We start from the raw sequence: 19745 nt of genomic DNA on the forward strand, positions 1-19745 counted from the left end.
GTGCGGAAATCTACTCTCACCTTCCTCCTCGCCGGCTGCCTCGCGCTGCCGGGGCTCGCACGCGCGGCCGACGCGGCCGATCCGGCGCTGGTCAAGCGCGGCGAATATCTCGCGGTCGCGGGCGACTGCATGGCGTGCCACACCGCGAAGGGCGGCAAGCCGTTCGCGGGCGGTCTCGGCATGCCGATCCCGATGCTCGGCAAGATCTACACGAGCAACATCACGCCCGATCCCGACACGGGCATCGGCAACTGGTCGGCCGAGGACTTCGAGCGCGCGGTGCGCCACGGGGTGTCGAAGAACGGCGACAACCTGTATCCGGCGATGCCGTACGTGTCGTACGCGAAGATCAACGATGACGACGTGAAGGCGCTGTACGCGTACTTCATGCACGGCGTCGAGCCGGTCAAGCAGGCGCCGCCGAAGAACGAGATCCCGGCGCTGCTGAGCATGCGCTGGCCGCTGAAGATCTGGAACTGGCTGTTCCTGAAGGACGGCGCGTACGAGCCGAAACCGGCGCAGAGCGCCGAGTGGAACCGCGGCGCGTATCTCGTCCAGGGGCTGGCTCACTGCAGCACGTGCCACACGCCGCGCGGCATCGCGATGCAGGAGAAGTCGCTCGACGAGACGGGCGGCAGCTTCCTGTCGGGCTCGGTGCTTGCGGGCTGGGACGGCTACAACATCACGTCCGACGCCAACGCGGGGATCGGCGGCTGGACGCAGCAGCAGCTCGTCCAGTACCTGCGCACCGGCAGCGTGCCGGGTCTCGCGCAGGCGGCCGGCCCGATGGCCGAAGCGATCGAGCACAGCTTCTCGAAGATGACGGAAGCCGACATCGGCGCGATCTCGACGTACATTCGCACGGTGCCGGCAGTCGCCAGCGACGATGCGAAGCAGTCGCGCGCGTCGTGGGGCAAGCCGTCCGAGGACGGGCTGAAGCTGCGCGGCGTCGCGCTCGCGTCGTCGGGCATCGATCCGGCACGGCTCTATCTCGGCAACTGCGCGACCTGCCACCAGATGCAGGGCAAGGGTACGCCGGACGGCTATTACCCGCCGCTGTTCCACAACTCGACGGTCGGCGCATCGAATCCGACCAACCTCGTGCAGGTGATCCTGAACGGCGTGCAGCGCAAGGCCGGCAGCGAGGACGTCGGGATGCCGGCGTTCCGTCACGAGCTGTCGGATGCGCAGATCGCCGCGCTGACGAACTACCTGACCGGGCAGTTCGGCAATCCGGCCGCGAAGGTGACCGAGCAGGACGTCGCGAAGCTGCGCTGATGCGGCGCGCGACGAAGCAGGGCGATAACTGACAAGAGGAGGAGCACAGCACATCGGGTCGTTGCCCGATGCCGGTTGTTGCAGAGCGGGGCGGGCGGCGCAGGCGGCCGCCCGTCCTGGTTCATTCGCAATCCGGTGCGCCGGGGCTGTTGTTCGGCTTCGCGCATCGTTTTCGTTGATCGACACCATGACACCGAATCAACCGTTTCTCGCGTCTCAGCGCGATGTGCTGCTGCTGCTTGCCCGGATCCTGCTCGTGATCCTGTTCGTGATGTTCGGCTGGAAGAAGATCATCGACTTCCATGGCACCATCGCGTTCATGGGTTCGGAGGGCGCGCCCGCGCCGATCATCTCCGCCGCGATCTCCGTCGTGATGGAGCTGGTCGTCGGGATCGCGATCCTGGTCGGCTTCCAGACACGTGCGCTCGCGCTGCTGCTGGCGCTCTACACGATCGGCACCGGCATCATCGGCCACCACTACTGGACGATGACGGGCGGCGAGCAGATCGACAACATGATTCATTTCTACAAGAACATCGCGATCGCCGGCGGCCTGCTCGCGCTTTGCGCGGCCGGCCCCGGGCGTTTTTCGATCGATCGCGGATAAGCGGACCCGGGGCGCGCGCATGGGGCACGCGCCGGACGGTCGAGACTTCGAGGGGGCATCATTTTGCGACTCAAACATTTCGCATGGCTGATTGCGGCCGCCACACCGGCGGCCGCTTTTGCACAGACGAGCGTGACGCTGTACGGCCGCGTCGACGGTGGCATCGAATACCTGAACCACATCGCGAAGCCGAACGGCGGCAGCGGGACCCGCTGGAGCGCCGAAAGCGGCGACTGGGGCACCAGCATGTTCGGGCTGAAGGGCATCGAGGATCTCGGCGGCGGGCTGTCGACGGTCTTCAACCTGGAAACCGCGTTCCAGGTGATGAACGGCCAGACGGGCGGTGGCCGCATGTGGTCGCGGCGTGCGTACGTCGGGCTGAAGAGCAACACGTGGGGCCAGTTGCAGGCCGGCCGCAACCTGTTCATCGACAGCGACGGCGTGTGGGAATTCGACCCGTTCGTGCAGCAGGCGTTTTCGTCGGCATCGCTCGTGCGCGGCCGTAACTGGCAACAGACCAGCAACAACATCGAGTATCACAGCCCGGTGATCGGCGGCTTCGACGTGCAGGCGCAATACGCGTTCGGCAACCAGTCGCGCGGTTTCAACTACGGCGCGGCCGACGATTTCGGCCGCTCGGACGGGATCATGATCTCGTACCACTCGCCGTTGCTCGACGTGCGCGGCATCTACGACGAACTGCGCGACAACAACGGCAAGTTCAGCAACATCTTCACCGCGTCGCGCGAGTATTTCGTCGGCGCGAACGTGAAGGTGTCGAAGTTCAAGATCCAGGGCGCGTATACGCACTACCAGGCACCGGACAGCCCGGCCGGTGTGGCCGATCGTGCCGATCACTACTGGCTCGGCGCGACCTATTCGGCGACCCCGCAATGGGCGGTGACGGGCGGCGGTTACTACGTGAAGGTGGGCGATGGCGGCGGCGATGCGTCGCACGACCCGTCGGGGCACGCGATGATGTACGTGCTCGGCACCACGTACAACCTGTCGAAGCGCACCTTCCTGTACGGGACGGTTGCGTATGTGCGCAACGGCGGCAACTCGAACTTCTCGCTGCTCGCGACACCGCGTGACGCGACGTCGGGGACGAGCCCGATGACGGGCGAGTCGCAGACGGGGGCGTATGTCGGGATGATGCATACGTTCTGAGCGGGGCAACGCCAGAGACGCAAAAGGCACGGGTAGTCGAACCCGTGCCTTTTTTCGTTTGCGGCACGCGGCCGCATCGGCCACCGGTCAGTCCAGCGCCTTCCCCGCCTTCTCATCCATGCAACGAATCGCAAGCAGCGTCATCGCACCACACCCGATCGCATACCACGCAGGCGCATTCGGATTGCCGGTCGCCGCGATCAGCCACGTGACGAAGAATTGCGCGAAGCCGCCGAAGATCGCGACACCGATGCTGTACACGAGCGCGCCGCCGGTGGCGCGCACCGCACGCGGGAACAGTTCGCCGAGCATCGCGCCCGTCGCGCCGATGTTGATCGCGTGCACGATCGACAGTGCGGCGATGATCGACAGCAGCGACACGGCGCCCGGCCAGCGGTTCAGCGCGATGAACGCCGGGTAGATCGCGGCCATCAGCACGATGCGCGTCCACCAGACGATCCGGTTGCGCCCGTAGACGTCGGACAGATGGCCGCCGATCGGCGTCACGAGCATCAGGATCGCGCCGGCGACGCAGCCGGCCGTCATCGACAGCCAGGTCGGCAGGTGCAGCACCTGCACGCCGTAGATCGCCATGTAGAACACGATGATGTAGTGGATCGACGTGTCGCCGATCGTCACGCCGAGGCCCGCGAACACGGCCTTGCCGTGATGGCGCAGCACGGCGGCGAGCGGCAGCGATGCGACCGGCTCGCCATGCGTGGCGGCGGGCGCAGCGGCCGGCACTTCCTCGACGGTGCTGCGCAGCCAGTAGCCGATCGGCACGAACAGCGTGCCGATGATGAACGGTACGCGCCAGCCCCAGCTTTCGAGCTGCGCGGCATTCAGCGTCGATGTCAGCGCGACGCCGGTCAGCGCACCGGCGAGCGCGGCGAGCCCCTGGCTCGAGAACTGGAACGACGCGTAGAAGCCGCGACGATGCTGCGGCGCCTGTTCGAGCAGCAGCGTCGTCGATGCACCGACTTCGCCGCCCGACGCGAACCCTTGCAGCAGGCGCGCGAGCACGAGCAGCAGCGGCGCGGCGAGGCCGATCTGCGCGAAGGTCGGCGCGACCGCGATCGTCGCGGTGCCGAGCGCCATCAGCAGCAGCGTGAGGATCATCGCCTTCTTGCGGCCGGCGCGGTCGGCATACATGCCGATCACGAGCCCGCCGAGCGGGCGTGTGACGAAGCCGACGCCGAAGCTGGCGACCGCCAGCATCAATTGCCCGAACGACGAATGCACGGGAAAGAACAGCTTGCCGATCAGGATTGCGAAGAAGCTGTAGACCGTGAAGTCGTAGAACTCGAGCGCGTTGCCGACGGCGGCGGCCGCGATCAGCCGGCGTTTCTTCGCGGCGGCGCGTGCATCGGCCGGCGTGCCGGCGAACGAAAGGGCGGACGTTTCCATGTGGGGCTTCCCCGGTTGACGCGGAACGATGGGATGAAGGGCGGTCAGGCCGCGAGCCAGGCTTCGGCGATGCGAACCCAGTAGCTCGCGCCGATCGCGAGGATGTCGTCGTTGAAGTCGTAGCCGGGGTTGTGCACCATGCAGCCGCCCTTGCTGCCGATCCCGTTGCCGATGAATGCGTAGCAGCCGGGGCGCGCTTCGAGCATGAACGCGAAATCCTCGCTGCCCATCAACGGCGCGGCGTCGGTTTCGACGCGCTCGGCGCCGAGCATCTGGCGCGCGATATCGGCCGCGAACGCGGTCGGCTCCGCGTGATTGACGAGCACCGGGTAGCCGTAGTCGTAGTCGACTTCCGCCGTGACGCCGAAGCTTTCCGCCTGGCCTTTCGCGAGCGCCTCGATGCGGCGCGCGAGCAGCGCGCGCACGTCGGCGTTCAGCGCGCGCACCGACAGCTTCATCGTGACGGTTTCGGGAATGATGTTGAACGTCTCGCCGGCCTGCACGCTGCCGACGGTGATCACGGCCGCATGCTGCGCATCGACCTCGCGCGCGACGATCGTCTGCAGCGCGACCATGATGCTGCCCGCGGCCGACATCGGATCGCGCGCGAAATGCGGCATCGCGCCGTGGCCGCCGACGCCGCGCAACGTGATCGTCACGCGGTCGGCCGACGCCATCGCGGCGCCGGTGCGGAAGGCCATGTCGCCGGCCGCGCGGCCCGGCATGTTGTGGATCGCGAAGATCGCGTCGCACGGGAAGCGGTCGAACAGGCCGTCGTCCATCATCGCCTTCGCGCCGCCGAAGTTTTCCTCGGCCGGCTGGAAGATCAGGTTCAGCGTGCCGGAGAACTGGCGCGTGGCCGCGAGGTGGCGCGCCGCGCACAGCAGCATCGCGGTGTGGCCGTCGTGGCCGCACGCATGCATCTTGTTCGCATGGCGGCTCGTGTACGGCAGGCCGGTGGCCTCCGCGAGCGGCAGTGCGTCCATGTCGGCGCGCAGCCCGACCGTGCGCGTGCCTTGCCCTTCGCGCAGCACGCCGACCACGCCCGTCTTGCCGATGCCGCGATGCACTTCATAACCCCAGCCGGTGAGCAGCTCGGCGACGAGATCGCTCGTGAGCGTTTCCTCAAATGCGAGTTCGGGGTGAGCGTGGATGCGGCGGCGCACCTCGACCAGCTCGGGTGCGATCGCGGCGATGCCGGGGATGACGGGGTTCACGGCTTGCAACATGGTGTCTCCTGTGGGGCAGGTGGGGCGTTTGACGCACATATGACGAGCAAGCATATAAATTTCTTTTGGCCACCAGAAGCTGATAAATTGCTTTGGTGCTCACCACCGGTTGCCGCTCGGGAATACCCTGAGCCGGTATGTGCCGCGCAGCACAGGGTTTCCACGGATCACGCGTTGCCGCCATGAAATACCATCAGTTGAAAGCGTTCGTCACCGTCGCGGAAGAGGGCAGCATTCGTGCGGCCGCGCGGCGTCTGAACGTGTCGCCGGCGGCGCTGACGAAGGCGGTCAAGGAGCTGGAGATCGCGCTCGGCGTGTCGCTCGTCGTGCGCACCGCGCGCGGCGTGCAGCTCACCGCGTTCGGCCAGCAGTTGCAGGTGCGCGCGCGGCTGATCGTCGCCGAAATGCAGCGCGCCCGCGACGACATCGAACAGGCGCAGGGCGCGATGACGGGCTCCGTCGCGGCGGCGATCACGCCGGCCGCTGCGGTGACGATCCTGCCCGACGCGTTTCGCGCGTTCCGGCGCCGCTTTCCGGTGGCGCGCGTCAACCTGGTCGAAGGGTTTCCGGGCGTTGCGCTGCCGCGCCTGCACGACGGCTCGCTCGATTTCGCGGTGGCCGTCGTCGTGCCCGAGCTGCTGGCCGCCGAATTCGATCACGCGGAACTCTATGCGAGCCGGTCGCTGATCGTCGCCCGCAAGGGGCATCCGCTCGCGTCGGCCACCTCGCTCGCCGATCTCGTCGAGGCCGACTGGCTGATGAACCCGTCGCCGGAAAGCTCGACGCAGGTGCTGTTCAATTCGTTCGTCGCCTACGGTCTGCCGGTGCCGGCGCGGGTCGTCGAATGTCCGAGCTTCGGGCTCGCGCACAGCCTGATGACCGGTTGCGACCTGATCGCGTCGATGCCAGAGCAACTGCTACAGGGCGAGTGGGCGCGCGACCAGCTCGCGGTGCTGCCGATTCGCGAGCGCTTGCCGGGCGTCTCGGTGCAGGTCATCACGCGTCGCGACAGCCCGCTCACGCCGGCCGCGACGATGCTGCTCGACTGCCTGCGGGACTCCGCGCGGCGCAAGGGGCTGCGGTGAAGCGGAACCCAGGGGCGGCAGCAGTCATTGCATCGGTATCCTGACGATTGGGTGCGTGGCGTTGCCGTCGTCTGGCGGGCACGTGGCTTGCGCAGCGGACGCCATTCCGGCGCAGGCCGCGCGAGCCGGTATCATAGCGGCCGGCCCGCCGCTCCGGCCGGCCTCCAACAACATCGCCATCCGGCATCCAGCAATCAGAGGCATTTCATGACCAGTGCAACCCAATTCGACAACGTATCGGTCGTCAAGCGCGCGAACGTCTATTTCGACGGCAAGTGCGTGTCGCATACCGTGCTCTTCCCGGACGGCACGCGCAAGACGCTCGGCGTGATCCTGCCGTGCGCGCTCAACTTCGGCACCGATGCGCCCGAATTGATGGAAGTGCAGGCCGGCAAGTGCCGCGTGAAGCTCGACGGCAGCAGCGAATGGCAGACCTACGGTGCCGGCGAATCGTTCTCGGTGCCGGGCAAGAGCCGCTTCGACATCGAAGTGCTCGAGACGCTCGATTACGTCTGCAGCTACCTGTAACACGCCCGTACTCGCGCAGCAAAAGAAAAGCCCCGCCGAAGCGGGGCTTGTCGCAAGTGGAGGGCGCCAGGGCCCTCCGGCGCGCCTGTTCTCTGCTTACAGGCAGGCGTTGATATCGCCGGCGGAAGCCGCATTGCCGCCGCGGAAACCGACCCAGGTCTTCGCGCCTGCGGCGTTGGCCGGGCGCACGATGGCGGCAGCGCCGTTCGGCGGCTGCTGGCCCGGCGCATAAACGGCCATTGCGAGGCCATTCGCCAGTTCATACTGCGACGTCACCTGTTGTTGCGACTTGTCGGCCCAGGTCTTGGCGATGCACTGCGCCACTTCGTCGGCGGATTTTTGGCTTTGTCCCACGTTCTGCAGGGCAGAATCGGCTGCATGAGCAGAAAATGCCACGGTCAATGCGATGAGCGGTAAGTATTTCGCGTTCACGTTATCTCCCTCGAGTCGTGATTGATTGAGTGGGATGCGCAGCAGTACTGCGTACAAGTGAGATCGCATCAGGCGAGCACGGTTCCGGCGATTCCGAAACAAGTTGTTAACGCGCTTGCCAAATGGCGGCTCCGGTGCTGTGTACTTTGCTGCGGCACGGCATGCATCGTGTGCGGCACGACGTCATGCGCTGCGTGGTCGGCGCGCTGCCCGGTCGTGTGGTGATGTGACGGCCGCGGCGTGCGGCATGTGTCTGCATGCCGTGCCGCGACTCTTTATTTGATCGCGAAGTGGAATGGCTGATTGATGGCCCCGTCGCATGAGCACCATGATGACAAACTTTCGTCCGTCGAATTGTTAACCAACTTTAAACACGGGAAGCGGCGAAATGCGATGCGGCACGCGAAGGGCGTGCCGCATCGTACGGAAGAGGTGACGCGAGCGGGTCGTGCGCGGCGAGGGTGCCGCGCAGCGCAGTGGATCAGCCGGCCTTGCGCGTGCCGATGTCGCGCAGGTTGGCCGGGACGACGGGGCGGAAGCGCTCGCGCTTCTGTTCGTCGTCGAAGTGCTGGAGCGCGGGCTTGATCAGGTCGCTGCGCGACACGATGCCGGTGATGCGCATCGATTGCTCGTCGGCAACGACAGGCAGGCGCTCGAGTCCGAGCATTGCGAGCCGCGACGCGACGACGCGGCAGGTTTCGTGCGCCTGAGCGACGGCAGGCGCGCGGTTGACGAACGCGCCCGAGATCGGCGTGTCGGCCGTGGCCTGTGCGCGCTGCGCGTCGAGCGTCGCGCGATCGACGAGACCGAGCAGGCGGCCGTTCTGCACGACCGGGTACGCACGGTGCGACTGCTTCGCGCCGAAGTACTGCGACTCGACGGTCGCGAGCGTCGCTGCGCCGTCGATCGCGACGAGCAGGTCGGCCGACGTCATCACTTCGCCGATGTCATGCCGCTCGAGCGGATCGACGCCGTACTCGCGATAGATGTGATAGCCGCGGCGCGCGATCTTCTCCGTCATGATCGAGCGCTTCATCACGATGGTCGCGAAACCGTGCGCGACGAGTGTTGCCGCGAGCAGCGGCAGCAGCGCGTTGGCGTCGTGCGTGAGGCCGAACGCGAACACGATCGCGGTCAGCGGCGCACCGAGCGTCGCGCCGAGCGTCGCGGCCATGCACACGAGCGGCCACAGCGCCGGGTCGCCGCCCGGCAGCATCGGCGACAGCACCGTGCCGAGCCCGGCGCCGAGCATCAGCAGCGGGGCGAGTACACCGCCCGACGTGCCCGAGCCGAGCGCGATCACCCACATCACGGCCTTCACGATCAGCAGCGCGAGCGCGATCTTCAATGCGATGTGCTGATGAAGCAGGTCGCCGATCACGTCGTAGCCGACGCCGAGCGCGCGCGGCTCGAGCCAGCCGCCGATGCCGATCACGATCGCGCCGAGCGCGGGCCACCACATCCAGTGCACCGGCAGCTTCGCGAAGGTGTCCTCGACGCGATACAGCGCAGCCGACAGGCCGCACGCGAGCATGCCCGACAGCAGGCCCGCGACGATGCACGACAGCAGCGCGACGGGCGTCGGCGCGGCCGTGGTCAGCGGAAACAGCGGATCGACGCCGAAGAACACGGCGCGGGCGAAACCGGCCACCGCGCAGGCGAGCGCGACCGGCAGGAAACTGCGCGGACGCCATTCGAACAGCAGCAGTTCGACCGCGAGCAGCACGGCGGCGACCGGTGTGCCGAACACGGCCGTCATGCCGGCGGCCGCACCGGCGACGAGCAGCGTCTTGCGCTCGGCGGCGGTCACGTGCACGCACTGTGCGATCAGCGAGCCGAGTGCGCCGCCCGTCATGATGATCGGGCCTTCGGCGCCGAACGGGCCGCCGCTGCCGATCACGACGCCGGACGACAGCGGCTTCAGGATCGCGACCTTCGGCGACATGCGGCTCTTGCCGAACAGGATCGCCTCGATCGCTTCGGGAATGCCGTGGCCGCGGATCTTTTCCGAACCGAAGCGCGCCATCAGCCCGACGATCAGGCCGCCGATCACCGGCACGACGATCACCCACGCGCCGAGCGTGTTGTGCGCGGGCGAGCGGTCGACGAACGAGAATTGCTGGAAGAAGAACAGGTTCGTGAACAGGTGGATCAGGCTCAGCAGCACGAATGCGGCCAGCGTGCTGAGCAGGCCGATCCCGGCGGCAAGCAACGCGATCCTGGGCAGGCGGTCGTTGGTCGCGAAATCGCGTTTGTGTGGTGCGTTCATCGGAGTGGAAAGAGCAGGGGTCAGTAATCGATCTGGGGAACCTGGAACGCGTCCTTGAGCGACTTCAGCTCGGCGCGATGCATGGCCGCGAGGCGGGCGAGCAGCGTTTCGCCGGCTTGCTCGAGATGGACCTCGACCTGGCGGCGGTCCGCTTCGCTCGTCTTGCGCTTCACGAGGCCGAGCGCTTCGCAGCGCGTGACCAGCGCGACGACGCCGTGATGCTGCGCCTGCAGGCGTTCCGCGAGTTCGCCGATGGTCGCCCATTCGCGATGCGGGTAGCCCTTGATGTGCAGCAGCAGCAGGTATTGCAGCGGCGTCACGCCTTCGCTTTGCGCGGCGCGTTCGGAGAAGCGCTCGAAGCGGCGCATCTGGTAGCGGAACTCGGACAGTTGCTGGAAATCGCTTTTCGCCAGCGCGCGTCGGGTATCGTTCATCGAGGTCGGTCGGACGGTCAGTTTCGGTAGCGTGAAATATATCACAACATGATATAAATGGCCGAATTCAGGCGGAATGAATGCATTCCGCGTGTCTCAGGCTGTTACATGGCGTTACGTGCGCCGCGTGCGCCGCGTGCGTTACGCGGCCTCGCGTATTTGCGTCTGCCGATACAGGCCCGTGACGAGATCCGTCTGCGTAATGATCCCGACGAGCCGGCGCGATGCATCGACGACCGGAATGTGGTGGTGCCCCGAATGCGTAAACAGCGGGACGAGTGCCGTGATCGGCATCGTTTCCGGCACGCACGCGACGTCGCGCGTCATCACGGTGGCGACGCTCGCCGGCTGGCCGCCGAACGATTGCGGAAGCCGAGCGGACAGGCGTTGCCACAGCGGGGTCGGACGGCGCAACTGGCGCGTGAGGTCGGCGCGCGTGACGATGCCGGTCAGGCGGCCTTCGCCGTCGACGACGGGCAGCGCCTTCACGCGGTGGCGGTCGAGCAGCGTGAGCGCGGCCGTGACCGACGTCGATGGCGCGACTTCGATGGCATTCTTCGTCATCAGGTCGGCGCACGAGAGCTGGCCGAACGTGCGCGTATAGGCCTGCATCTCGGTTTCGCGCAGCAGCGCTTCGAGATCGTCCGGATCGACGTCGAGCCATTCGCCGCGGCGCTTCAGCACCGCGTCGAGGTCGCCGCGCGTGAAGCCGCCGCGCGCCGGTGCGGCGCCGCCTGCCTGCGGTTTCGCGTCGGGACGCACGCCGCCGTGCGGATAGCGGTGCCCGGTCAGCGCGTGATAGGCAAGCGCGGCGGACAGCAGGATGGCCGATTGCAGCGCGATCGGTTCCAGCACGAAGCTGAACCCGAGCGAATGGATCGCCGGGCCGCCGACCACGGCCGTGAGCGCAACGGCGCCCGACGGCGGGTGCACGCAGCGCAGCACGAACATGCCGCCGATCGCGCACGCGATCGCGACCGCGGCGGCCGTGATCGGATCGGCGATCCATTGTGCGCATGCGACACCGACCGTGGCCGCGACGAGATTGCCGCCGATGATCGACCACGGCTGCGCGAGCGGGCTCGCCGGCACCGCGAACAGCAGCACGGCCGACGCCCCCATCGGCGCGACGAGCAGCGGCACGAGGCCCGGCACGCCGGGCAGCAGCCGCATCGTCACGCCGACCGTCGCGATGCCGACGAGCGCGCCCGTGCACGAGCGCAGGCGTTCACGCCAGCCCAGCGACATCGGATGGGGAATGAAGCTGTGCAGCCATTGCCGCAACGTGCGGCGCGACGAAGGGGAGCCTGACGACATGGACGGTAAGCGGTAAAGATGACAGCGCGGATGCGCGCAGCGACAAGCGGCGAATTATATCGCGTTGTGATACAAATTGTCGCACCGCATCAAGCCGTTGCATACGCGCGACGGACATGTCTTGCAAAAAGCTTTCATCCGATGAAAGTTTGCAGGCCGGACAAACGCGCAAATTTGTCTGCAGCGGCGTACAATTCGGGCCACTGAATCCCCCGTCATGCCAGAACCACGTACGCGATGCCCGCTCTCCCGCCTTTCCCCCGGCACGGTGATCGAATTGACGTGGTTCGCGGCTGCGTTCCGTTTTTCACCTGACGCGAGCGCTGCCGACGCCTCCCCACTGACTCTCCCCAAGCCAATTCAATGGACATGCTCGAAAACATGCGCCTGTTCGTGCGCGTTGTCGAAGCCGGCAGTTTTACTGCGGTCGCAAAGGAAATCGACGCGACCACCGCGCAGGTCTCGCGCGCGGTATCGAACCTCGAAGCGCACGTACAGACGCGGCTGCTGCATCGCACGACGCGCCACCTCGGCCTTACCGAAAGCGGCGAACGCTACTTCGAGCGCGCGAAATCGATCCTCGCGGAAATCGACTACGCGAACGCGGAGGCGCGCAACGCCCTGCTGCGGCCGAGCGGCAAGATGCGCATCCATGCGATGACGGGGCTCGGGCAGAGTCATGTCGTGTCGTCGATCGTGCGCTACCAGGAGGACAACCCCGACGTGTCGGTCGAGCTGACGCTCGCCCAGCGGATGCCGAATCTCGTCGAGGAGGGCTACGACGTGTCGATCGTGACGGCGTCGCAGCTGCCCGATTCGGGCTATGTCGCGCAGACCTGCGGCACGAGCTGCAGCGTGCTCGTCGCATCGCGCGAATACCTGGCGCGCCACGGCACGCCGCAGTCGCCCGACGAATTGCCGAACCACGTGTGCCTGCGCCTCGATACGCCCGCCTCGCCGGCCAGCGAATGGCGGCTCGAGCGTAGCGATGGCGAGGAGGCCGTCTACGAGCTGCAGCCCGCGCCGTTCCAGGTCAACGTGCCGGACGCGCTGTGCGTCGCGGTGCGCGCCGGGCGCGGGATCGCGTGCGTCGCGCTGTATACGGTGCTCGACGACATCCGCGAAGGGCGGCTGATCCGCGTGCTGCCCGAGTATCGGCTGCAGACGGTGAGCGTGTACGCGGTCTACGCGACGCGCCGCTATCTCGACGCGAAGATCCGCACGTTCCTCGATCACCTGCGCACGACGCTCACGCCCGCGCTGGAGAACGACCTGCGCGAACTCGACCGGCTGACGACCGAACAGACGCCGGGCGGCCGCAAGCGCGCCTGACGATCCGCGCGGGCGCGCGTCGCGCGAACCGCACGGGCCGTGGTGCTGTTCAGGCGCGCGGCGCGATGCGGATCCGCTCGAAGCGTCCCGCGAGCCACGCGTAGGCGGCGATGCCGAGCAACCCGTGCGCGGCGACGAACCATAATGCGCCGGCAAACGAGCCCGTGCTGGCGACGAAGTAGCCGATCACGAGCGGCGTGACGATCCCGGCGATGTTGCCGAGGCCGTTGAACACACCGCCGCTCAGGCCGACCATGCCTTCCGGCGCGGTGTCGGCGAGCACGGCCCAGCCGACTGCCGCGAGCCCCTTGCCGAAGAACGCGACGGTCATCAGTGCGATCACGATCGCGTTCGACGACGCGCCGTTCGCGAGCACGAGCAGCGTCGCCATCGCCATCCCCGCGACGAACGGCGTCTTGCGCGCCTTCGACGGATGCATGCCGCGCCGGATCAGCCAGTCCGACAGCACGCCGCCGAGCACGCCGCCCGTGAAGCCGCAGAGCGCCGGCAGCGCGGCGACCCAGCCGGCTTCCATGATCGTCATCCCGCGCCCCTTGATCAGGTAGATCGGAAACCACGTGATGAAGAAGTAGGTGAGTGCCGTGATGCAGTACTGGCCGATGTAGATCGCCCACAGGTTCCGATGGCGAAACAGTTGCGACACGTCGTGCCACGACACGCGCGGCCGATGGCGCACCCGGTTCGCTTCGAGATCGACGAGTGCGCCGTGTGCGCGCAGGTAGTCGCGCTCCGCGTCGCTCACACGCGGGTGGCCGTGCGGCTCGCGATACCACGCGAACCACAGCGCCGCGAGCGCGATGCCGAGCAGCCCCATCCACAGGAACACGTGTTCCCAGCCGAGCGCATGCGTGAGCCAGGCCATCGCGGGCGTGAACAGCACGACGGCCATGTACTGCGCGGAATTGAACAGGGCCGACGCCGTGCCGCGTTCGGCGGTCGGGAACCAGCACGCGACGATTCTCGAGTTGGCCGGGAACGCCGGCGATTCGACGAGGCCGAGCATGAAGCGCATCACGAACAGCGCGAGCGTGGCGGCCGCCCCCTGCACGGCGAGCCAGCCGACCGTCCCCTGCAGCATCGTGAAGACCGACCACAGCAGCAGGCTCAGGCCGTACACGCGCCGTGCGCCGAAGCGGTCGAGCAGCCAGCCGCCCGGAATCTGGCCGATCGCATAGGCCCATGCGAATGCGGAAAAGACGATGCCGAGCTGCACGGGCGTCAGCCCGAGGTCGTGCGCGACGCCGGTGCCGGCGATCGACATCGTCGCGCGATCCGCATAGTTGATGACGGTGACCGCGAAAATCAGCGCGAGGACCGTATAGCGGACGCGGCCGATCGTGCGTGAGGCGGCGGGTGATGCGGCGAGAGCAGCGCCGCTGGATCGATTGGGCATGCGTGTCTCCTGGCCTCCGTCGTGCGGAGGCATCCGGTGTTGTAACGGGGGGGCCGCCGTGCGGCGTGCGGATCAGCTCGTGACGCTGGTCGGCGGGCGCTGGCCCGCAAAACACGCGGCAAGATTGGCGAGCACGATCCGGCCCATCGCTTCGCGCGTTTCGCGGGTCGCGCTCGCACGGTGAGGCTGCACGACGACGCGGTCGAGTTCGAGCAGCGCGGCCGGCACGTGCGGCTCGTTCTCGAATACGTCGAGACCGGCGCCGGCGATCGTGCCGTCGGCGAGCGCGCGAATCAGCGCGGCTTCGTCGACCAGCTTGCCGCGTGCGACATTGATCAGGAATCCTTGGGGGCCGAGCGCGGCGAGCACGTCGGCCGTCACGAGCACGTTGCCGTGATCGGCCGATGCGGCGATCACGAGTATGTTGCTGTCGCGCGCGAGCGCGGCGAGGTCGGGCACGTAGCGATAGCCGCTGTCGCGATGCTCGCGCGGGCCGAAGTAGCTGACGGGCATCCGGAACGCCTGCGCGCGCTGCGCGATCGCGCGCCCGACGCGGCCGAGCCCGACGATGCCGAGCCGCTTGCCGGTCACCTGGGTCGCGAGGGGCTGGGTCGTCTTGCCCCAGCGGCCGGCGCGCACGATCCGCTCGCCAGCGCCGAGGTCGCGCAGCGTCGTCAGGATCAGCCCCATCGCCATGTCGGCGACGTCGTCGGTCAGCACGTCGGGTGTCGTCGTCACGTGGATGCCGCGCGCGCGGGCACGGTCGAGATCGACGGCGTCGGTGCCGATGCCGCTGATCGCGACGATCTCGAGCGCGGGCAGCCGGTCCATCAGCGCGGCGGACAGGCCGTTCGCGCCGCCGGTCACGACCCCGCGAATGCGCGTGGCCACGCGATCGAGCAGCGCGTCCGGTTGCCCGGCCGCATACAGCCGGTGCACCGCGTAACGGGTGGACAGTTCGGCGTCGATCGCGTCGGGGAGCGGCTGGGTGAGCAGGATGTCGATGGTCATGAAGGTCTCGGTCGTCGTGCGCGGCGCGGGCCGCGCATCAGGTGCAACCGAGTATAGAAATCGTATCGATATGCGTCTAACATCAAAAGGCTATCGATTGATTCAGGAATTGGATGATTGAACTGCACCAGCTTCGCTGCTTCGTCGCGGTGGCCGAGGAACTGCATTTCGGTCGCGCGGCCCGGCGGCTCTTCATGACGCAGCCACCGCTCAGCCGGCAGATCCAGCTGCTCGAGCATGCGCTCGGCATCGCGTTGCTCGAACGCAGCAGCCGGCAGGTCAGGCTGACCGCGGCCGGCGAGCGGTTCCTGCGCGACGCGCGGCATATTCTCGAATTCTCCGCGCGGGCCGAGCAGGCCGCGCAGCGCGTCGCGCATGGCGGGGCCGGCCGCATCACGCTCGGCTTCACGGCGGTCAGCGCGTACCGGATGATCCCGATGCTGTTGGCGCACGCCGCCCACGCGCTGCCGGACGTCGACATCGAATTGCGCGAGATGGTGTCGACCGTGCAGATCGATGCGCTGGCGTCGCGGATGCTCGACGCGGGCTTCGTGCGCCAGCGGGCCGCGCGCCAGCCGCTCGAATACCGGCTCGTGCAGCGCGAGCCGATGCTGGTTGCGGTCGCGGAGGGCGCGCCGCTCGCCGCGTGCGAGCGCATCGGCCCCGACGAGCTCGACCGGCAGCCGTTCATCGCGTATTCGCCGAACGAGGGGAAATACTTCCACGACCTGATCTCGGGCCTGTTCGCGAACGCGGGGCGGCTGCCGAACTACCTGCACTACGTGGGGCAGACGCACACGATCCTCGGCCTCGTGCGCGCGGGGCTCGGTGCCGCACTCGTGCCGGCGTCGGCGCGCGAGCTGCACGTCGACGGCGTGGTGTTCCGGCCGCTGGCGGGCGCCGACGTGGCGGCCGAGCTGTATCTCGCATGGCGCGCGGACAACGACAACCCGGCGCTGCCGGTATTCAACGCGATGGTCGAGCAATTCCTGCCGGGAAGCGCGGACGACGGACGCGCGTGAGAATGCCGGCGGCGGGGCGCGGCAAGCGTTTGCCTCGCGTCGATAAGTCGGTTGTCTGACGATTGGCGGGGTGGCCCGTCGACAGCGGGATACCCCATTCGCGGACGCTTCAGCCTCCTCGTAAGCCTTAACTGATGCGGGTTGAGGCGTTTTCCTTCGTATTTCCTGTTGCTCGACGCGGGGAAACCCTCATTCCGGATTCATCGGTCGTCGTATTACTGTATCGATACACTAAATCGATACAGTCGCGCTGAGATGCGCACAAGCAAAGGAGACGGCCCATGAATACCCTGACCCGGCGGCGCTTTCTGCAGACGGCGTCCGTCGCCACGCTCGCGGCCGCAGGCGGCTTGCCCGGCGTGGCGCGCGCGCAGCCCGTGGTGACGCTGCGCTGCTCGTCGTCGATGCCGGCCGACCAGAACGCCGCGCACTACGTGTGGTACGAGCGTCTGGCGGCGAACCTGAAGGCGAGCGTCGGCGACGCGATCCGCGTCGACTACTTTCCGAACAGCCAGCTCGGCAAGGAGAGCGACGTCGTGCAGCAGGTCAAGATCGGGGCGATCGACATGATGATCGCGGGCTCGTCGATCTGGGCGACGGTGGCACCGGAACTCGGGATGCTCGATCTCGGCTATCTGTTCGACAGCTATGCGCATGTCGCGAAGGTGCTTGACGGCTCGGTCGGTGCAAGCCTGAACACGCTGCTGCAAAAGCGTGCGGGCTGCTCGGTGCTGACCTGGGGCTCGCATTTCGGCGGGCGCTGCGTCTTCACGAAGCAACCCGTGCTTGCGCTGCAGGGGCTGAAGGGCACGAAGCTGCGCGTGCTGCCGACGCCGGCGTTCATGGACACCTTCAAGGCGATGGGGGCGGTGCCGACGCCGATTCCGTTCGGCGAGCTGTACATGGCCGTGCAGACGGGCGTCGTCGACGGGCTCGAGCACGATCCGGCCACGGTGCTCGCGAGCAAGTTCGACGAAGTGGTGAAGTCGTGCTGGCAATCGCATCACGTGTTTGCCGCGATGACCGTCGTGATGGGGCGGCGCGCGCTCGACCGGATTCCGGCGAACCTGCGCCCCGCGTTCGATCGGGCGGTGGCCGACGCCACCGCGCAGCAGCGCGCGATTGCCGCGCAGAAGGCCGATCAGGCCGAGCAGGCGCTGAAGCAGCGCGGCATGAGCTTCCATCCGATGGCGGCGGCCGAACGCGAGGCGGTGCGGCAGACGATGCACGACCGGCTCTATACGGCATTCGCCCGGCAGTATCCGGCGACCGCGTCGCTGTTTCCGGCGATTGCCGCCGCGCGGAGCTGAACGATGGAGACCTGTTCCGTTTCGGGCGCCGCGGCGGCGCCTGGCGCCGGCCTTCCGGCACGCCGTGTCGCACGCGTGCTGGACGCGATGCTGCGCGCGATCGAATACGTGTCCGCGGCGGTGCTGGCCGTCGATGTCCTCGTCGTGTTCGTCTCGGTCGTGTGCCGCTATTTCCTGCACGATCCGCTCGACTGGACCGAGGAGGTCGCGAGCGCGCTGATGATCGTGCTGGTGTTCTTCGGTGCGGCGACGGTGCTCGGGCGCAGCCAGCACGTCGGCATCGACCTGTTTCGCGGCTGGTTCCCGGCGCGCTGGCAGGGCGCGCTCGTGCAGATCGGCCACTGGATCGTCGCGGCCGTCTCGCTGAACCTGCTGGTGTCGTCGTGCCAGTTGCTGGCCGATTCGTACGACCAGTTGACGCCGGGCGGCCTGCCGGGCTGGATCAACGTGTACCCGATGATGTTCGGCGCGCTGTTCATGACCGTGTTCGCGCTCGCGAACGCGCTCGACGCGCCGCGCCGACGCGTGGTCGGCACGCTCGCGTGCTGCGCGGGATTCGCGGCCGCGCTGTACGGATGGAATGCGCTGGTGCCGGCGCACGCGATCGCACCAGGCATGCTGCTGGTCGCCGGTTTCGTCGGTGGGCTCGTGCTGGGCGTGCCGATCGGTTTCGTGCTCGCGTTTTCGGCGCTGCTGTATTTCCTGGCCGACCCGACACTGCCGCTGCTCGTCTACTCGCAGCAGGTCATGGCCGGTGCCGATCACTTCGTGCTGCTCGCCGTGCCGTTCTTCGTGCTGGCCGGGCTGCTGATGGAGTCGAACGGCATGTCCGCGCGGCTCGTCGAATTGCTGCTGCGGATCTTCGGGCGCGTGCGCGGTGGGCTCGGACTGATCGTGATTCTCGCGACAGCGTGCTTTTCCGGCGTATCGGGCTCCAAGCTCGCCGACATCGCCGCAGTGGGCGGCGTCGTGATGCCGGCCGTGCGCCGCGCGCGCCAGGATCCCGACGAAACGGCCGCGCTGCTCGCGTGCAGCGCGGTGATGGCCGAGACCATCCCGCCCTGCGTGAACATGATCATCATGGGTTTCGTCGCGAACATCTCGATTGCCGGGTTGTTCGTCGCGGGCATCGTGCCGGCCGCGGTGCTGGCCGCGTCGCTCGCGGTGGTCACGGTGATCACCGGGCGCAGGATCGACGTCTCGACGGTGTTCACGGAACGCCGCGCGTGGCTGCCGCTCGCGGGCGGCGCGCTGGTCGCGCTGGTGATGGTCGCGATGATCGGCAAGGGCGTGACGTCGGGGATCGCGACGTCGACCGAGGTGTCCGCGTTCGCGGTGGTCTATGCGCTGGTGGCGGGCTGGCTCGCGTTTCGCGAGCTGACCTGGCGTGTGGTCGGGCGCGTGTTCGTGCGTGCCGCGTCGATGGCCGGCGGTATCCTGTTCATCGTGGCCGCGGCGTCGAGTGTGTCGTTCGCGCTGTCGATCGAGCAGATTCCGGCGCTGGTCTCGGGCACAATGACCGCGTTCGCCCATCAGTACGGCGCGACGATGTTCCTGCTGCTCGCGGCACTGGTCATGGTCGTGTTCGGCGCGGTGCTCGAGGGGGCGCCGGCGCTGATCATCTTCGGGCCGCTGCTTGCGCCGATCGCGCTGCAGCTCGGTATCAACCCGCTGCATTTCGGCACGGTCGTGGTGGTGGCGATGGGGCTGGGCCTGTTCGCACCGCCGGTCGGACTCGGGCTGTTCACGACCTGCGCGATCACGGGCACCGACGTCCGGCACGTTGCGCGGCCGATGGTGAAATATCTGCTGGTGCTGGTTGCCGCCCTCGTGGCGCTGATTCTGGTGCCGGCGTTTTCGTTGTGGCTGCCGGCCCATTTCGGCCTGTAGCCGTTTTTGA

Annotated in this window: 17 protein-coding genes; 9 read left to right on the forward strand and 8 right to left on the reverse strand. The window is 67.5% G+C overall.

Features of this window, described 5'->3' with window-relative positions; translation table 11 throughout:
* The 3 genes from ACN8ZM_RS33565 (at position 1) to ACN8ZM_RS33575 (ending at position 3055) form a co-directional block, all read left to right on the forward strand.
* The gene (locus tag ACN8ZM_RS33565; RefSeq protein ID WP_043184377.1) at positions 1-1278 is read left to right on the forward strand and encodes a cytochrome c; all 1278 of its coding nucleotides are present in this window, start codon (positions 1-3) and stop codon (positions 1276-1278) included.
* A 187-nt stretch (positions 1279-1465) separates the two neighbouring features.
* The gene (locus ACN8ZM_RS33570) at positions 1466-1885 is read left to right on the forward strand and encodes a DoxX family protein (RefSeq protein ID WP_043184379.1); all 420 of its coding nucleotides are present in this window, start codon (positions 1466-1468) and stop codon (positions 1883-1885) included.
* Positions 1886-1948: 63 nt separating this feature from the next.
* Positions 1949-3055: a porin gene (locus ACN8ZM_RS33575; protein ID WP_011354901.1), complete on the forward strand. Its 1107-nt coding sequence runs from the start codon at positions 1949-1951 to the stop codon at positions 3053-3055.
* A gap of 87 nt (positions 3056-3142) precedes the next feature.
* On the opposite strand, the gene ACN8ZM_RS33580 is transcribed toward ACN8ZM_RS33575, so the two are convergent.
* The gene (locus ACN8ZM_RS33580) at positions 3143-4462 is read right to left on the reverse strand and encodes an MFS transporter (RefSeq protein ID WP_420213154.1); all 1320 of its coding nucleotides are present in this window, start codon (positions 4460-4462) and stop codon (positions 3143-3145) included.
* Between the two features lie 44 nt (positions 4463-4506).
* Positions 4507-5691: a M20 aminoacylase family protein gene (locus ACN8ZM_RS33585; RefSeq protein ID WP_043184384.1), complete on the reverse strand. Its 1185-nt coding sequence runs from the start codon at positions 5689-5691 to the stop codon at positions 4507-4509.
* A gap of 182 nt (positions 5692-5873) precedes the next feature.
* Here ACN8ZM_RS33585 and ACN8ZM_RS33590 point away from each other — a divergent pair, with 182 nt between their 5' ends.
* Positions 5874-6776 carry a LysR substrate-binding domain-containing protein gene (locus tag ACN8ZM_RS33590; protein ID WP_043184386.1) on the forward strand — a complete coding sequence of 301 codons (903 nt, stop codon included), beginning with the start codon at positions 5874-5876 and terminating at the stop codon, positions 6774-6776.
* Positions 6777-6983: 207 nt separating this feature from the next.
* Positions 6984-7304 (forward strand): pyrimidine/purine nucleoside phosphorylase, encoded by a 321-nt coding sequence (locus ACN8ZM_RS33595; RefSeq protein ID WP_006478890.1) that lies wholly within the window; start codon positions 6984-6986, stop codon positions 7302-7304.
* 96 nt (positions 7305-7400) lie between these two features.
* Here ACN8ZM_RS33595 and ACN8ZM_RS33600 read toward each other — a convergent pair whose 3' ends face one another.
* From ACN8ZM_RS33600 to ACN8ZM_RS33615, 4 genes are all read right to left on the reverse strand, one after another.
* Positions 7401-7736, reverse strand: a complete 336-nt coding sequence (locus ACN8ZM_RS33600) for a hypothetical protein (RefSeq protein WP_063763464.1) — start codon at positions 7734-7736, stop codon at positions 7401-7403.
* A gap of 481 nt (positions 7737-8217) precedes the next feature.
* Entirely contained in the window at positions 8218-10005 is a 1788-nt protein-coding gene (locus ACN8ZM_RS33605; protein WP_043184387.1) for a chloride channel protein, read from the reverse strand.
* Positions 10006-10025: 20 nt separating this feature from the next.
* On the reverse strand, positions 10026-10439 hold the full coding sequence (locus ACN8ZM_RS33610; RefSeq protein ID WP_043184389.1) for a MarR family winged helix-turn-helix transcriptional regulator: 414 nt from the start codon (positions 10437-10439) through the stop codon (positions 10026-10028).
* 141 nt (positions 10440-10580) lie between these two features.
* Positions 10581-11756 carry an HPP family protein gene (locus ACN8ZM_RS33615; protein ID WP_043184390.1) on the reverse strand — a complete coding sequence of 392 codons (1176 nt, stop codon included), beginning with the start codon at positions 11754-11756 and terminating at the stop codon, positions 10581-10583.
* A gap of 363 nt (positions 11757-12119) precedes the next feature.
* On the opposite strand from ACN8ZM_RS33615, the gene ACN8ZM_RS33620 reads away from it, so the two are divergent.
* Positions 12120-13088 (forward strand): LysR family transcriptional regulator, encoded by a 969-nt coding sequence (locus ACN8ZM_RS33620; protein WP_043184393.1) that lies wholly within the window; start codon positions 12120-12122, stop codon positions 13086-13088.
* Between the two features lie 49 nt (positions 13089-13137).
* Here the strand turns inward: ACN8ZM_RS33620 and ACN8ZM_RS33625 are convergent, their stop codons facing one another.
* On the reverse strand, positions 13138-14502 hold the full coding sequence (locus ACN8ZM_RS33625) for an MFS transporter (RefSeq protein WP_089452741.1): 1365 nt from the start codon (positions 14500-14502) through the stop codon (positions 13138-13140).
* Between the two features lie 72 nt (positions 14503-14574).
* Complete coding sequence (locus ACN8ZM_RS33630) at positions 14575-15513, reverse strand: 2-hydroxyacid dehydrogenase (protein ID WP_420213155.1); 939 nt, start codon at positions 15511-15513, stop codon at positions 14575-14577.
* Between the two features lie 113 nt (positions 15514-15626).
* Here ACN8ZM_RS33630 and ACN8ZM_RS33635 point away from each other — a divergent pair, with 113 nt between their 5' ends.
* From ACN8ZM_RS33635 to ACN8ZM_RS33645, 3 genes are all read left to right on the forward strand, one after another.
* Complete coding sequence (locus ACN8ZM_RS33635; RefSeq protein WP_043184397.1) at positions 15627-16535, forward strand: LysR substrate-binding domain-containing protein; 909 nt, start codon at positions 15627-15629, stop codon at positions 16533-16535.
* Between the two features lie 281 nt (positions 16536-16816).
* Positions 16817-17845 carry a TRAP transporter substrate-binding protein gene (locus ACN8ZM_RS33640; RefSeq protein WP_301767788.1) on the forward strand — a complete coding sequence of 343 codons (1029 nt, stop codon included), beginning with the start codon at positions 16817-16819 and terminating at the stop codon, positions 17843-17845.
* Between the two features lie 3 nt (positions 17846-17848).
* Complete coding sequence (locus tag ACN8ZM_RS33645) at positions 17849-19735, forward strand: TRAP transporter large permease subunit (protein WP_089452744.1); 1887 nt, start codon at positions 17849-17851, stop codon at positions 19733-19735.
* The last annotated feature ends 10 nt before the right edge of the window (positions 19736-19745 follow it).

The sequence above is a fragment of the Burkholderia aenigmatica genome (assembly GCF_048627025.1).
GTDB lineage: Bacteria > Pseudomonadota > Gammaproteobacteria > Burkholderiales > Burkholderiaceae > Burkholderia > Burkholderia aenigmatica.